Below are 14,661 nucleotides of genomic sequence, written 5' to 3'. Positions count from 1 at the left end.
GGTCGGCTCATGCTCTGGTCACTCATCAAGATCGTTCTTTTCGTCGCCATCGTGGCGGCCCTGACCCTTGGCGCCAGCTACCTGATGGAAAGCGAAGGCGGGGTGCAGATCACCGTCGCGGGGATGGAATTCACCCTCGGCCCGCTGCAGTCGGTGATCGCCGCCGTGGTGCTCTTCGTCGTGGTCTGGCTGGTGCTGAAGCTGGCCTCGCTCCTGGTGGCGGTCCTGCGCTTCATCAACGGCGACCAGACCGCGATCTCGCGCTATTTCGACCGCAACCGCGAGCGGAAGGGCTACCAGGCGCTGGGCGACGGGCTGACCGCGCTGGCCTCGGGCGAAGGCCGGCTGGCGCTGGCCAAGGCGCAGAAGGCCGAACGCTACCTGCACCGCCCCGAGCTGACCGACCTCTTGCAGGCCCAGGCCGCCGAGCAGATGGGCGACCGCAAGAAGGCGGAAGAGGTCTACAAGCGGCTCCTGAAGACCGATGCCACCCGCTTTGTCGGCGTGCGCGGGATCATGAAGCAGCGCCTCGCCTCGGGTGACACCGAGACCGCGCTGCGGCTCGCCGAACGCGCCTTCGCGATCAAGCCCAAGCACGAAGAGGTGCAGGACACGCTCCTGTCCCTGCAGGCCCGCAAGGCCGATTGGGCCGGGGCCCGGCGCACGCTGGCCGCCAAGCTCAAGCACGGCTCCATGCCGCGTGACCTGCACAAGCGCCGCGACGCGGTGCTGGCGCTCTCCGAGGCGCGCGACATCCTCGACGAGGGCAAGGACATCGAGGCCCGCGAGGCGGCGATCAGCGCCAACAAGGCCTCGCCCGACCTGATCCCCGCCGCCGCCATGGCCGCGCGCGGCTTCATCGCGGATGGTCGCAAGAAGAACGCCACCCGGCTTCTGAAGAAGGCCTGGCAGGCCCAGCCGCACCCCGAGCTGGCCGCCGCCTTCGCCGAGATCGAGCCTGCCGAAAGCCCCGCCGAGCGGCTGCGCCGCTTCTCGGCGCTGACCTCGATCCAGCCCGAGCACCGCGAGACCCGGCTGCTCTTGGCCGAGCTGCACCTTGCGGCCGAGGATTTTCCCGGCGCACGCCGCGCGGTCGGCGAGCTCTGGCAAAGCGAGCCCGACGCCCGGGTGCTGACCATGATGGCCGCGATCGAACGCGGCGAGGGCTCCGAGGACGCCATCGTCCGCGGCTGGCTCGCCAAGGCGCTGACCGCCCCGCGCGGGCCGCAGTGGGTCTGCGAGAACTGCAACAACATCCAGACCGAGTGGTCGCCGATCTGCAACAACTGCGACGCCTTCGACAGCCTGAGCTGGCGCACGCCGCCGAAGACCGACGTGACCCTGCCCGCGGGTGCCGAGATGCTGCCGCTCCTGGTCGGCCCCTCGGTCATGCCCCCCGACGAGGCCGAGCTGGTCGCGGAGGAGCCCGAGGTGGAGGATGCGGCGGAGGCATCTGAGACCTCCGAGGCGGCGCCGTCAGAGCCCGCATCCGAGGCTGAGGCAGCGCCCGAAGAAAATGCCGAGGCCCCGCGCGAAAAGGCCTCCTGACCCCTTCCCATCCCCCCGGCGCGGTGCTATGTGCCCGCGCACGGAAATTGGGCCGCTGTAGCTCAGCTGGTAGAGCACGTCATTCGTAATGATGGGGTCGTAGGTTCGAGTCCTATCAGCGGCACCATGTTTCCGGCCTTCCCATACATCCTGAGCGGGCCGGGTTGCCTCGGCGGGCGCGTGCCGCCGCGCCGGGTCACGCGGACCGATGGGCGCCGCGAATGTGTCTCATTGAATGTAGTCGGTGATGGCGCACCCGGTCAGCGCGCAGACGCCGGGCGGGCAGCTAAACCGCAGGACGCGACCGGGCTCAGCGCCCGGCCGCCTCCCCCAAATCCATCTCATCCACCGCCACCAGCGCGCCGCGTTGGCCGATGACCTGGCGGGCCAGGTGGCAGCCCGCGCGGCAGGCGGCAGAGAGGTCCGACCCGCGCAGCAGGGCGGCGAGGAAGCCCGCGTTGAAGGCATCGCCGGCTGCGGTGGTGTCGACAACTTCCGCGACAGGTTCGGGGGCGATCTCGAGCGCAACATCAGTGCCCCGCACCACCACCGTGTCATCACCGTTCTTCACCACGACCAGCTCCGCCCCGGCGGCGCGGTAGCGGGTTGCGACGGCCTCGGGCGTGGCGTCGCCGAAGGCGGCGGCTTCGTCGGAGAAGGACGGCAAGACCACATCCGCGGCGGCGGCAGCTTTGGTGATCTCGCTCCGCAGGGTCTCCGCCGTTTCCCAGAGCGCGGGGCGGATGTTGGGGTCGAAGACCACCCGCACGCCCTCGGACCGGGCGCGGGCCAGCGCGGCGTGCAGACGCAGCCGGCCTTCGGGCGGCAGGATGGCCAGCGTGATGCCGGAGAAATAGGCCAGATCGCCCGGCTCGAGCTCCGGCAACGCCTCCAGATCGTCAGCAAGCGTCCGCGCCGCCGAGTTGGCGCGCCAATAGCTGAAGCTGCGCTCGCCCTCGTTCAGCGAGATGAGATAAAGCCCGACCGTCCGGTCGGCGCGCCGGGCCAGGATCGGGTCGATCCCGGCCTCGCGCATGAAAGCCTCCATACGGGCGGAAACATCGTCCTCCCCCACCGCGGAGAGATAGCCGACCGACAGCGCCAGATCGCCCACCTGCCGCAGATACCAGCAGGTGTTGAAGGTGTCCCCGGCGATGCCCATGGCGTAGTTGCCGTCGCCCGCCGGGGCCATCTCGATCATGCATTCGCCGATGCCCAGAACCCGGGTCATCGCGCCACCCCTGCCGCATAGGCCGCCGCGACGCCGCGCAGCTCGGCGAGGCCGCGCATCCGGCCGAGGTAGGGATAGCCCGCGCGCATGCCGCGCTCCTGGTCCCAGGCGATCATATGGCCGTGGTCGGGGCGCATGGGCAGCCTGGTCTCGCGCGCCGCCTCGATCCCCAGGACCTGGCCCAGGATCCGCACGAGACCCGCATCACCGCCCAGGTGCTCGGCTTCGTGGAAGCTGATGCCGTCGGCCTCGCGCCGGGTCGAGCGCAGGTGCAGGAAATGCACCCGATCGCCGAAACGGTCGAGCATGGCCGGCAGGTCGTTGTCGGGCCGGACGCCCAGCGAGCCGGTGCAGAAGGTCAGCCCGTTGGCGCGCAACTCGGAGCGCCCGAGGATCGCCGCGAGGTCGGCCTCGGTCGAGACCACGCGCGGCAGACCAAAGAGCGGAAACGGCGGATCGTCGGGGTGGATCGCCAGGGCGACGCCCAGCTCTTCGGCCACCGGCAGCACCCGGTCGAGGAAGGCGAAGAGGTTGGCGCGCAGGTCCTCGGGCCCGATCCCGTCATAGGCGGCGAGCCGGGCGCGGAAGGCCTCGAGCGTCCAGCTTTCCTCGGCGCCGGGCAGCCCGGCGATGATCGTGTCGGTCAGGCGCTGGCGTCCAGCCTCGTCCATCTCGGCGTTGCGGCGGGTGGCGGCCTCGACGATGTCGGCCCGGTGATCGGCGCGGGCGCCCGCGCGCTCCAGGACGAAAATGTCGAAGACCGCCGCGTCCACCGCGTCGTAGCGCAGGCAGCGCGCGCCGTCCGACAGCTCATGCGCGAGGTCGGTGCGCGTCCAGTCGAGGACCGGCATGAAGTTGTAGCAGACGGTGCGGATGCCGGCGGCGGCCAGGACCCGCAGGCTTTCGGCCCAGGCGTCGGCATGGGCCTCCCAGCCGGGGGCGCCGGTCTTGATGTCCTCGTGCACGGGGATGGATTCGACGACCACCCAGTCGAGCCCCGCCGCGCGGATCATGTCGCGGCGCGCCTCGACCTCCGCGCGCCGCCAGGCGACGCCCGCGGGCACGCCGTGCAGCGCCGTCACGATGCCGGTCGCGCCGGTCTGACGGATATCGGAAAGCGTCACGGGATCGTCGGGGCCGAACCAACGCCAGGATTCGATCATTTCTTGCCTTTCTTGTTGTCTGGAGGCCGCCTAGCCCGTGCGCGACACGGGCTCGAAGAGGTAGCCGTCGAAGGCCGGATCATCGACATCCGACAGCGCCATGAGCGTGTCGCGGACATTGCCGAGATGCTGCCACATGGCGGTCTGCGCCTGCTCGGGGTTGCGCGCCTGCAGCGCGGTCATGATCGCCTGGTGGTCGTCCAGCCAGGCGCGCCGGTAGGTGGTCTCGAAGATGCGGTTGTGCAGCCGCGCCCACATCGGGCTTTGCTCGCGCTTGCGCCAGAGCTCCTCGACCACGTCGACCAGCACCGAGTTCTGGGTCGCCTCGGCGATCAGCCGGTGAAAGGCCCGGTCGCCGGAATATTCCGAGGCGCCGCGTTCGAGGTCGGCGCGCTCGAGCTCCAGCGCCTCGCGCAGGCGCAGGATGTCGTTCTTGGTGACCATCCGGGCGGCGAAGCCGGCGATGTCGGCCTCGATCAGCTGGCGCGCCTGCAAGAGCTCGAAGGGCCCGATGTCGTCGCGCGCGGGCACGCTGGTGGCATGGGGGTTGGACGAGATGTAGATGCCCGAGCCCTTGCGGACCTCCACGGCGCCCTCGATCTCGAGCAGGATCAGCGCCTCGCGCACCAGCGAGCGCGAGACCCCGAGCCGTTCGGAGAGCCCGCGTTCGGGCGTCAGCCGGTCGCCCGGTTTCAGCCGGGCCTCGGCGATGAGGTCGCGGATCGCCCGGGCGATGTCCTGGTATTGGCGAGGCTTGTTCATGCGGTGTCCTCCTCGGCGCGTTCGGCGTAATAGGCCGCGAGGATATCGAAAGCGGGCTTCTTCGTCTGCTTGTCCGCCGCGATCAGGCCCTTGCGGTTCCAGCCCCGCTGGAACACGTTCTGCCGCCGTTCAACCCGGAAGTCGTAGAGAATCCAGGGCGACATGCCCTTCACGTAGTCCAGCGCGCGCAGCGTGGCGATCTGCTTGCGGTAGACCTCGGCCTGGTAGGCCAGCGAGAAAAGCCCGGTCTCGGGCCCCGCCTCGTGGTCGCCGTCGGCGCCGGTCTCGGAGATCACGACGGGCCTATCGGGGGCGGAGTTCTCGCCGATCACGCCCAACTCGTCGAAGTTCTCGTCGTACCAGCCGTAATATTCGTTGATGCCGATCACATCGATATGGGCCGCAAGCCGGTCCTCGATCTTCAGCTTGCGGTGGTTGACCAGGCAGGCGGCGGCGACGAGCCGGGTCGGGTCTTCCGCGCGGCAGGTCTCGGCGAGGCTGCGCATGAAGGCCAGCCGCGCGTCGGTGTCGGGGTTCTCGTTGCCGATCGACCAGATCGCCACGCTGGCGCGGTTGCGGTCGCGGCGGATGAGCTCGGTCAGCTGGTTGGTGGCGTCGCGCAGGGTCGCGGGGTTCTCGAAATCCACCGCCCAGTAGACCGGGATCTCTTCCCAGAGCAGGAAGCCCATCTCGTCGGCGATTTCCGCCGCGCGTTCGTGGTGCGGGTAATGCGCGAGGCGCAGGAAGTTGCAGCCCAGCTCCTTGGCATGGGCGAAGCGGCGGCGGATGTCTTCCTCGGAGGTCAGTTTGCCGTCACCGGCGTCGTCCTCGTGGACCGAGATGCCGCGCAGGAAGAGCGGGCGGCCGTTCAGCACGATCTCGGTGCCGCGCCGCGCGATGCTGCGGAAGCCCACGCGGTCCTGCACGCTGTCGCCCCCGGCGGTGCAGGTTACATCGTAAAGGCGCGGGCTTTCAGGCGACCAAAGTGCGGGCGCGGCCTCGATCCGGGCCTCGCCGCGGCCCTCGGTCAGGGGAATGTCGGTGGCCACGCCCAGCTCGGGGATCTCGAACCGCGCGGTGTCGGCCGGGCCGTCGGCCTGAACCGAGACGCGGATCGCGCCACCGTCGAGCCGCACGAAGAGGTCGCGGATCACCGTCGCGGGCGTCTCGTAGAGCGTCACCTCCCGGTAGATGCCGCCGTAGTTGAACCAGTCGGTGTTGCGCATCGGCACGCGGTCGCGGGTGCGGCTGTTGTTCACGCAGAGCATGAGCCAGTTCTCGCCCGGCACCAGCGCCTGGGTCAGCTCGAGGCAGAAGGGCGTCGAGCCGCCGTAATGGTTGCCGAGGAAGCGCCCGTTCACGAAGACCTTGCAATCGTATTGGGCGGCGCCGATCCGCAGGAAGCGGCGCCGTCCCTCGCTGAGCGGGTCCACCGTGACTGGCCGGCTGTACCAGGCGGAGCCTTCGAAGAAATACCATTTCTCCTTGAGCATCTGCCAGCACGAGGGCACCGGCACGGTCTCGCCCGTGTGGGGGTCGTAGTCCCAGGGCTCGATCCGGTCCCCGGGGTCTGCGGGCGTCATGGCGAACCACTTCTGCCGCAGCCCCGTATCGAGAAGATCGACACAGAAATTCCAGTCTCCGCCAAGCGACCGGCCAGACCGGCCGCCGGTGAAGATCAGGGTCTCGGCGTTCAGCGACTGCGTGTTGAAAGGACGGTCGTAGTCCTCGTCATGCAGCGCCTGCAGCGCGTTCTCCGCGATATCGGACCGTTCGAGCATGCCGGATCAGGAGCCCGAGCCGCCGGCCGCGCGGATGCGCTCGATCAGCTGCGCGACGGTCTCGGAGGTGGCGCCCACCTCGTCGTACATCGGCTGGACGGCCTCGACGAAGGGCGCCTTGTCGACCTCGTGGATCTCGACGCCCAGATCGGCCTGGGCCTCTTCGATCGCGGCGCTGGCGGCCTCTTCCCAGGCGACGCCGTGGCGCTCCTGCATTTCGGCGGCGGCGGTCTGCAGCGCCTCCTGCTGCTCGGGCGTCATCGCGTCCCAGGCGCAGTTCGACATGACCACGACCGAGGGGATGATGGTGTGCTCATCCATGGAGAAATGCGTCACCACCTCGCCGTGCCGGGCGGTGGTCAGCGCGGTCGGGTTGTTCTCGGCCGCGTCGACGACGCCCTGCTGCAGCGCGCTGTACAGCTCGCCCCAGGAAATCGGCGTGGGGTTGCCGCCGAGCAGTTCGACCATGCGGATCGCCGAGGGCGAGGGCTGCACGCGCACCTTCAGACCTTCGAGGTCGGCCGGCGACAGGATCGGCTTCTGACCGTAGAAGGACCGCGCGCCCTCGGTCAGGAAGGCCACGCCGCGGAAGCCATTGTCCACCGAGGCGGCCAGGATGTCCTGCCCGATCTCGCCCGAGACCACCGCGTTGAAGTGGTCCTTGCTGTCGAAGATGTACGGCAGGTTGATCGCGGAATAGCTTTCCTCGAAGGCCTCGAGCTCGGAGGCGTTCGAACGCGCCATCTCCAGCGCGCAGTTCTGCACCAGCTCCATCGATTCGCGCTGGGTGCCAAGCTGGGCGTTGGGGAAAATCTGGATCTTGATCTCGCCGTCGGTCAGCTCTTCCACGCGGTCGGCCATGTATTGCATGGAGACATGCGTGGGGTGATCCGGCGGGTTGTTGTGGTTCAGGCGCAGCGTGTCCGCGCTGGCGGCCGAGGCCGAGGCGACAAGGGCCGTGGTGGTCAGGAATGTGGTGACTTTCATGATGCTCCTCCCAGAATCTCGATGCGCGGGTCCACCGAATTGGTCGACCAAACGCGGGCAAGTTGCGCCATATTCTGACATCCAGTCAACCAATTTTCGCAAATTGGTTGACCAATCGTGCTGAGCCTGAGAGTTTGCGGCACGGATCTCGGCATGGGAGGGGACGAGATGAAGCACTGTCCAGCCGCATTGTTTTCGGGTCGGGGAGGCGCGGGATGAAGCCTGTCGTCGACACCGCCCTTCGCTGGATCGTCATCACGATCTTCTCGGTGCTCGTGGTTTGCGTGAGCTGGCAGGTGATCAGCCGCTACGTCCTCGGCACCCCCAGCGTGCTGACCGACGAGCTGGCGCGCTTTTTGTTCATGTGGCTCGCGCTGATCGGCGGGGCCTATACCTTCGGCGCCCGGCGCCACCTCGCCATCGACCTTCTGACCATCACCCTGAAGGGCCGCGCGCGGCTCATCTCGGAGGCGGCGATCCTGGCCGTGGTGATCACCTTCGCGGGCGTGGTCATGGTCTGGGGCGGCTGGTCGCTGGTCTCGCGCACGTTGGCCTCGGGCCAGGTGACCCCGGCGCTGCGCATCTCGATGGGCTGGGTCTACGGGGCCATCCCCTTCGCGGGCGCGGTCATCGCCTACTACTGCCTGACCTTCTTCGCCGAGATCGCCCGGGGCCGCCTGCCCAGCGGCGAGGGCGACACCGATCTGCCGTTGGAGTGAGGAGCGCACAATGGACTACGCAATCTGGGTTCTCTTCGGCTCTTTCGGGATCCTCATGGCCATGGGCGTGCCCATCGCCTTCGCCATCGGTTCGGCGGCGACGCTGACCTTCCTGCTGTTCATGGGGGTCGAGCAATCGGTCTTTATCGTCGCGCAGCAGATGGCCTCGGGGCTCGACAGCTTCACGCTTCTGGCGATTCCCTTCTTCATCCTGGCGGGCAACATCATGAACCGCGGCGGCATCGCGCTGCGGCTGATCGACTTCGCCAAGGTGCTGGCCGGGCGGCTGCCCGGCGCGCTGGCGCATTGCAACGTGATCGCCAACATGATGTTCGGCTCGATCTCGGGCTCGGCGGTGGCCTCGGCGGCCGCGGTCGGCGGGGTCATGGCCCCCCTGCAGGAGCGCGAGGGCTACGACCGGGGCTTCTCCGCCGCGGTGAACATCGCCTCCTGCCCGACGGGCCTCTTGATCCCGCCCTCGGCCACGCTGATCGTCTATTCGCTGATCACCGGCGGCACCTCCATCGCGGCACTGTTCGTGGCGGGCTACCTGCCCGGGCTCCTGATGGGGCTGGGGCTGATGATCGTCGCGGGGTTGATCGCCAAGCGCCGGGGCTACCCGGTGCCGCCGCGCCCCTCGCTCTCCGAGGTCTGGCGCGCAGCGCGTGACGCGATCCTGCCGCTGGGGCTGATCGTGGTGATCATGGGCGGCATCATCACCGGCGTCTTCACCGCGACCGAGGCCTCCGCCGCAGCCGTGATCTACGCGCTGGTCCTGGCACTGGTCTGGTACCGCGAAATCACCATCCGCGACCTGCCGAAGATCATCATGGAATCCGCGGTGACCACCTCGGTCGTGCTCTTGATGATCGGCGCCTCCATCGCGATGAGCCGCGCCATGGCCTTCGGGATGATCCCCAACACCATCTCGGACGTGCTTCTGGGCATCTCCGAGAACCCGCTGGCGATCCTCCTGGCGATCAACATCACGCTTCTCCTGATCGGCACCTTCATGGACATGACGCCGGCGCTGCTGATCTTCACGCCGATCTTCCTGCCGGTGGTCAACGACCTGGGCATGGACCCGGTGCATTTCGGCATCGTGATGACCTTCAACCTCTGCATCGGCATCTGCACCCCGCCCGTGGGCTCGGCCCTCTTCGTCGGCTGTTCCGTCGGCGGCACCTCGATCGCCAAGGTCATCCGGCCGCTTCTGCCGCTTTACGCGGTGCTGGTGACCCTGCTTCTGGTCGTGACCTATGTGCCCGAGATCAGCCTCTTCCTGCCACGTCTTCTGCTTGGATACGGCTCATGAAAACTCTGAACGCCTGGACCCTTGAGGCCCGCCACGCCTGCGGTCTCGACCTGCTCATCGAGGGACGGCACCAGCTGCGCATCCGCGTGCTCGAGGACGACCTGATCCGGGTTTCGCTGCTGAAGAACGGCGCCTGGCGGCTGCCGCGGAGCTGGACCGTCGCGCCCGGCGGCGAGATGCCCTGGGAGGGGCGCAGCCGCGACGACCTCTCGGGTTTCACCTGCCCGGCCCCGGTGGTGCGCGAAGGCGAGACCCTGGAGATCGAGACCGCGCAGCTGCGCCTGACCATCCGCCAGCCCCTGCAGCTCTGCTGGTCGGCGAAGATCGGCGAGACCTGGGTGCCCTTCGTCGAGGAACGCCCCACCGGCGGGACCATGCTGGGGGTCCGCGACCACGCCCACGGGCACTTCCTGCGGCGCTACCCGAACGAGCCCGTGCATGGCCTGGGCGAAAAGACCGGCGATCTTGACCGCTCGGGCCGCCGGTTCGAGATGCGCAACCTCGACGCCATGGGCTATGACGCCGAGACGACGGACCCGCTTTACAAACACGTGCCCTTCACCATGACCCGCACGGAAGGCGCCGGGGCCTGGTCGATCTTCTACGACAACCTCGCCTCCTGCTGGTTCGACCTCGGCAACGAGCTCGACAACTACCACCTGCCCTACCGCGCGCTGCGCGCCGAGGATGGCGATCTGGATTACTACATTCGCTGGGCGCCCGAGATGCTGGACCTCGTGAAGGCGCAGGTCCGGCTGACCGGCGGCACCGCCTTCCCGCCGCGCTGGACGCTGGGTTATTCCGGCTCGACCATGAGCTACACCGACGCGCCCGATGCCCAGGCGCAGCTCGAAGGGTTCCTCGACAAGATCGCCGAGCATCAGCTGCCCTGCGACAGCTTCCAAATGTCCTCGGGCTACACCTCGATCGGGGCCAAGCGCTATGTCTTCAACTGGAACCGCGACAAGGTGCCGGATGTCGACGCCATGGCGGCGCGCTTCCGCGAGGCGGGCGTGCATCTGATCGCCAACATCAAGCCCTGCCTCCTGCAGGACCACCCGCGCTACGCCGAGGCCACCGAGGCCGGGCTGTTCGTCCGCGACAGCGAGGCGCCCGAGCAGCCCGAGCGATCGATCTTCTGGGACGACGCGGGCTCGCATCTCGATTTCACCAACCCCAAGACCGTGGATTGGTGGAAGGAGGGCGTCACCACGCAGCTTCTCGAGCACGGCATCGGCTCGACCTGGAACGACAACAACGAATACGAGATCTGGGACCACGCCGCGCGCTGCGCGGGCTTCGGCACGGAGGTCGACGTGGGCCTGATCCGGCCCCTGATGCCGATCTTCATGAGCCGCGCCTCGGAAGAGGCCCAGCGCGCCCATGCGCCGGGAAAGCGGCCCTATCTCATCTCACGCTCCGGCGCGCCGGGGCTGCAACGCCACGCGCAGACCTGGTCGGGCGACAACCGCACCGACTGGAAGACCATCCGCTACAACATCCGCACCGGCCTCGGGATGAGCCTCTCGGGCTTCTACAACATCGGCCATGACGTCGGCGGCTTCGCCGGCCCCCGGCCCGAGCCCGAGCTCTTCCTGCGCTGGGTGCAGAACGGCATCTTCCACCCGCGCTTCACCATCCATTCCTGGAACGACGACGGCACGGTGAACGAGCCCTGGATGTATCCCGAGGTCCTGCCGCAGATCAAAGAGGCGCTGGCCCTGCGCTACCGGCTTCTGCCCTATCTCTACACCTGCCTCTGGCAGGCGGCGGCGCGGGACGAGCCGATGCTGCGGCCGCTTTTTCTCGATCACCCCGAGGATGCCTCTGCCTGGGAAGAGCGCGACGAGTTCCTGCTGGGCCGCGACCTGCTGGTCGCCAATGTGCTCGACAAGGGCGCCGAGACGCGCAGCGTCCTCCTGCCCCGGAACGGCACCGGCTGGTGGGATTTCCACGCCGGGACCTGGCACGAGCCGGGCGCGCGGGTCGATCTGCCGGTCGACCTGGGCTCCATGCCGCTTTTCGTGCGGGCGGGCGCGGTCCTGCCGATGTCCACCGGCGCGATGCGCGCCGATCCAGACGCGGAAACCGGGCGCGCGCTGCATCTTTTCCCCGCGCCCGAGGGCACATCGGAAAGCCTGCTCTACGAGGACGACGGGATCAGCGAGGCGCCGCGCCACAGCCTGCTGACCTTCGCCCTCGGCGCGGATGCGGAGGCCGTGACGCTCGACTGGGCCCAAAGCGGACCCGGCGCGCCACTGCTGCCCAAGGCGCGGATCGTGCTGCCCGAGGGCGAAACCCGCGCCCTCACCCTGCGCGGTGAGCGTGCAAGCCACGGCGCGGAGGTGACCCTGTGACCCAGCTGGCACTGACCACCGAGGCCCCCCGCTACGACCGCGCAGCATTGCGCCCGCGCATCCTGCACATCGGCTTCGGCGCCTTCGGGCGCGCGCATCCGATGTGGTTCCTCGACCGCGGGCTGGATGCGGCGGGCGGGGACTGGGGTGTCGTCGCGGCCCGGCTGAACTCCGGCGCCGAGGCGCTCGACGCGCTCGAGACCGCCGGGGGGCGCTACCACCTGGCCGCCGCCGACGGCAGCGCGGCGCTTCTGCGCGAGGTCGGCTGCGTGATCGCCACCCGTCATCCCAAGCGCGACGGCCCCGAGGCGCTGCCCGATCTGATCGCGCAGCCCGGCCTCGACGTGATCTTCCTGACCGTAACCGAGAAAGGCTACTGCCAGCGTGACGGGCGGCTCGACCAAAGCCGCGAGGACGTGCGCGCGGATCTCGCCGAGGACAGCACCCCCGGCACCGCCATCGGCCTGCTGGTCGAAGGGCTGCGCCGCCGCCGCGCGGCGCAGGGCGCGCCGATCACCGTCCTGTCCTGCGACAACATCCCGAGCAACGGCACGCTGCTGCGGCAGGTGACGCTGGACTTCGCGGCAGCGCGGCAGCCCGAGCTGGCGGATTGGATCGAAGCCAATGTCGCCTTCCCCAGCGCCATGGTCGACCGCATCACGCCCGCCATGGACGAGGCCGGGCGCGCCCTGATCCGCGACCTCGCGGGCACCGAGGACCCCAATGCCATCGTGACCGAACCCTTCGCGCAATGGGTGGTCGAGGATCACTTCGCCGGCCCGCGCCCACCGCTGGCCGAAGGTGGCGCCGAGCTGGTCGCCGATGTGACGCCCTTCGAGGAGATGAAGCTGCGCATGCTCAACGGCGCGCACAGTTTCCTCGCCCATGCCGGGCGGCTCGCGGGCCATGAGACCGTGGCCGAGGCCGTGGGCGACCCCGCCCTGCGCGAGGCGACCCGCCGGCTCATGCTGGACGAACAGGCGGTGACGCTCGACATGCCCGAGGGCACCGACCTTGCGGCCTATGCCGAGGCGCTGATCGCGCGGTTCGACAACACGCGGCTGCGCCACCGGCTCGATCAGATCGCCCAGGACACCAGCCAGAAGATGCCGCAGCGGCTGTTCGAACCGGCCGCGCTGAATGTGGCGGCGGGCCGGCCCTGGCCGCTGACCGCGCTGGCCCTCGCCTGCTGGATCGCCGCGCTGCGCGACCTACCCCGTGTCGCCGACCCGCTGGGCGATGAGCTTCTCGCGGCAGTACGAGCCGAGGATCCCGCCCGGGCGCTTCTGTCGCTGCCCCGCCTCTGCCGCGATCCCGCGCCGCTGATCGGCCCGGTCCGCGACGCATTCGACACCCTGTCCCGCCGCGGTCTCCAGGCCGCGCTGAAGGAGGCCCTGTGACCCGTTTCCTGAACGCCGATTTCCTGCTCGACACCCCCGAGGCGCGCCGCCTCTACCACGAGGTCGCCCACGACCTGCCGATCGTCGACTACCACAACCACCTGCCACCAGCGGAGATCGCCCAGGACCAGCGCTGGGACGAGCTGGGCACGCTCTGGCTTGGGCATGACCACTACAAGTGGCGGGTCATGCGTTGGGCGGGCGTCGAGGAGCGCCTCGTGACCGGCGACGCCGACCCGCGCGAGAAGTTCGACGCCTTCGCCCGCGCCATGCCGAAGATGGTCGGCAACCCGGTGCACCACTGGAGCCACCTGGAGCTTTGGCGCTACTTCGACCTGGACGGCACGATCCTGAGCGAGAAGACCGCCGATCACGTCTGGGAAGTCACGCGCGAGCGCCTGGCCCGGCCCGACTACGGCGCGCGGGGCCTCTTGAGCCGCATGAAGGTCGAGCTGGTGGGCACGACCGACGACCCGCTTGATACGCTCGAGCATCACGCCGCGCTGAAGGATGCGCCCTGGCGCGTGGTGCCGACCTTCCGCCCGGACCCGGCGGTCAAGATCGAGGCTTCGGGCTTCGCCGACTGGGTGGCGCGGCTTGAAGAGATGACTCATCCGATCCGCGGCTTCGAGGACCTGGTGGCCGCGCTGGAGCTGCGGCTCGACCATTTCGTCGCCCATGGCTGCCGGGCCGCCGACCACGGGATCGACCGGCTCGATGCCGGGGCGCCGGTCAGCGAGGCGACGCTCGACGCCGCGCTCGACAGCGCCCGCGCCGGGCGTGAGATCGGTGCCGAGACGGCGGCCTCCTGGCGCGCGGCGGTCTTCGTCGCCATGGGCCGGGCCTATGCGCGGCGCGGGCTGGTGATGCAGCTGCACGTCAACGCGATGCGCAACAACCGCAGTCGGCTTCTCGATGCCGCGGGGCGCGACGCGGGCGCGGATTCGATCCGCGACATCGGCCTGGCCGAGCCGCTGAACGCGCTCCTCGACCGGCTCGATTGCAGCAACGAGCTGCCGCGCATGGTGATCTACGGGCTCGACCCGGCGCGAAACCCCGCGATCGTGACGACCGCGGGCAATTTCCAGGACGGCAGCGTGCCGGGCAAGGTGCAGGCCGGGACCGCCTGGTGGTTCAACGACCAGCTCGACGGGATGGAGGAGCAGATGCGCACCCTGGCGCAGATGGGCCTGATCTCGACCTTCCTGGGCATGCTGACCGACAGCCGGTCCTTCCTGTCCTTCCCGCGGCACGAGTATTTCCGGCGGCTGTTCTGCCGGATCCTCGGCCGCTGGGCCGCCGAGGGCCATGTGCCGGACGATGCCGAGACGCTGGACGAACTGACCCGCGACGTCTGTTACCGCAACGCCCGCGACTGGTTCCGCACCTGACGCGGGC

11 protein-coding genes and 1 tRNA gene are annotated in these 14,661 nt (G+C 69.1%); 7 read left to right on the top strand and 5 right to left on the bottom strand.

The annotated features are described in order from the left end of the window. The first annotated feature begins 9 nt into the window (after positions 1-9). Together LR948_RS13145 and LR948_RS13140 are read left to right on the top strand one after the other, a co-directional pair. Complete coding sequence (locus LR948_RS13145; RefSeq protein ID WP_232754525.1) at positions 10-1,548, top strand: heme biosynthesis protein HemY; 1,539 nt, start codon at positions 10-12, stop codon at positions 1,546-1,548. 51 nt (positions 1,549-1,599) lie between these two features. Continuing rightward, positions 1,600-1,675 (top strand) — tRNA-Thr (locus LR948_RS13140). 183 nt (positions 1,676-1,858) lie between these two features. Here the strand turns inward: LR948_RS13140 and LR948_RS13135 are convergent. Genes LR948_RS13135 through LR948_RS13115 form a run of 5 tightly spaced genes read right to left on the bottom strand, consistent with a single transcriptional unit; the run spans position 1,859 to position 7,472 of the window. Then, positions 1,859-2,779, bottom strand: coding sequence for a sugar kinase (locus tag LR948_RS13135; RefSeq protein WP_232754524.1), 921 nt, complete (start codon positions 2,777-2,779; stop codon positions 1,859-1,861). Next, positions 2,776-3,942 carry a mannonate dehydratase gene (uxuA, locus tag LR948_RS13130; protein ID WP_232754523.1) on the bottom strand — a complete coding sequence of 389 codons (1,167 nt, stop codon included), beginning with the start codon at positions 3,940-3,942 and terminating at the stop codon, positions 2,776-2,778. The genes LR948_RS13135 and uxuA overlap by 4 nt, the downstream gene beginning before the upstream one ends. Before the next feature lie 30 nt (positions 3,943-3,972). Further along, a complete protein-coding gene (locus tag LR948_RS13125) occupies positions 3,973-4,704 on the bottom strand; it encodes an FCD domain-containing protein (RefSeq protein WP_232754522.1) in 732 nt (243 codons plus the stop codon). After that, entirely contained in the window at positions 4,701-6,485 is a 1,785-nt protein-coding gene (locus LR948_RS13120; RefSeq protein WP_232754521.1) for a glycoside hydrolase family 2 protein, read from the bottom strand. The genes LR948_RS13125 and LR948_RS13120 overlap by 4 nt, the downstream gene beginning before the upstream one ends. Positions 6,486-6,491: 6 nt before the next feature. Then, positions 6,492-7,472, bottom strand: coding sequence for a TRAP transporter substrate-binding protein (locus LR948_RS13115; protein WP_232754520.1), 981 nt, complete (start codon positions 7,470-7,472; stop codon positions 6,492-6,494). 215 nt (positions 7,473-7,687) lie between these two features. On the opposite strand from LR948_RS13115, the gene LR948_RS13110 reads away from it, so the two are divergent. The 5 genes from LR948_RS13110 to uxaC are packed head-to-tail and all read left to right on the top strand — an operon-like array spanning position 7,688 to position 14,654. Further along, complete coding sequence (locus tag LR948_RS13110) at positions 7,688-8,191, top strand: TRAP transporter small permease (protein ID WP_232754519.1); 504 nt, start codon at positions 7,688-7,690, stop codon at positions 8,189-8,191. Between the two features lie 10 nt (positions 8,192-8,201). Continuing rightward, positions 8,202-9,506, top strand: a complete 1,305-nt coding sequence (locus tag LR948_RS13105; protein ID WP_232754518.1) for a TRAP transporter large permease — start codon at positions 8,202-8,204, stop codon at positions 9,504-9,506. Further along, complete coding sequence (locus tag LR948_RS13100) at positions 9,503-11,863, top strand: TIM-barrel domain-containing protein (protein ID WP_232754517.1); 2,361 nt, start codon at positions 9,503-9,505, stop codon at positions 11,861-11,863. The genes LR948_RS13105 and LR948_RS13100 overlap by 4 nt, the downstream gene beginning before the upstream one ends. Then, positions 11,860-13,263, top strand: a complete 1,404-nt coding sequence (locus LR948_RS13095) for a mannitol dehydrogenase family protein (RefSeq protein ID WP_232754516.1) — start codon at positions 11,860-11,862, stop codon at positions 13,261-13,263. Before LR948_RS13100 ends, LR948_RS13095 begins: the two co-directional genes overlap by 4 nt. Further along, positions 13,260-14,654 (top strand): glucuronate isomerase, encoded by a 1,395-nt coding sequence (uxaC, locus tag LR948_RS13090; RefSeq protein WP_232754515.1) that lies wholly within the window; start codon positions 13,260-13,262, stop codon positions 14,652-14,654. The genes LR948_RS13095 and uxaC overlap by 4 nt, the downstream gene beginning before the upstream one ends. Positions 14,655-14,661 lie beyond the last annotated feature (7 nt).

The sequence above is a fragment of the Roseivivax sp. GX 12232 genome, from assembly GCF_021272185.1.
In the GTDB taxonomy this organism is placed as follows: Bacteria; Pseudomonadota; Alphaproteobacteria; order Rhodobacterales; family Rhodobacteraceae; genus Roseivivax.
The sequence above is the reverse complement of the archived record's forward strand: the minus strand, read 5'-3'. Positions and strand labels throughout refer to the sequence as shown.

What these genes read in the sequence shown, in the direction of transcription:
- LR948_RS13145 (WP_232754525.1), top strand. Translation starts at nt 10, where the DNA reads ATGCTCTGGTCACTCATCAAGATCGTTCTTTTCGTCGCCATCGTGGCG.
- LR948_RS13135 (WP_232754524.1), bottom strand. Translation starts at nt 2,779, where the DNA reads ATGACCCGGGTTCTGGGCATCGGCGAATGCATGATCGAGATGGCCCCG.
- uxuA (WP_232754523.1), bottom strand. Translation starts at nt 3,942, where the DNA reads ATGATCGAATCCTGGCGTTGGTTCGGCCCCGACGATCCCGTGACGCTT.
- LR948_RS13125 (WP_232754522.1), bottom strand. Translation starts at nt 4,704, where the DNA reads ATGAACAAGCCTCGCCAATACCAGGACATCGCCCGGGCGATCCGCGAC.
- LR948_RS13120 (WP_232754521.1), bottom strand. Translation starts at nt 6,485, where the DNA reads ATGCTCGAACGGTCCGATATCGCGGAGAACGCGCTGCAGGCGCTGCAT.
- LR948_RS13115 (WP_232754520.1), bottom strand. Translation starts at nt 7,472, where the DNA reads ATGAAAGTCACCACATTCCTGACCACCACGGCCCTTGTCGCCTCGGCC.
- LR948_RS13110 (WP_232754519.1), top strand. Translation starts at nt 7,688, where the DNA reads ATGAAGCCTGTCGTCGACACCGCCCTTCGCTGGATCGTCATCACGATC.
- LR948_RS13105 (WP_232754518.1), top strand. Translation starts at nt 8,202, where the DNA reads ATGGACTACGCAATCTGGGTTCTCTTCGGCTCTTTCGGGATCCTCATG.
- LR948_RS13100 (WP_232754517.1), top strand. Translation starts at nt 9,503, where the DNA reads ATGAAAACTCTGAACGCCTGGACCCTTGAGGCCCGCCACGCCTGCGGT.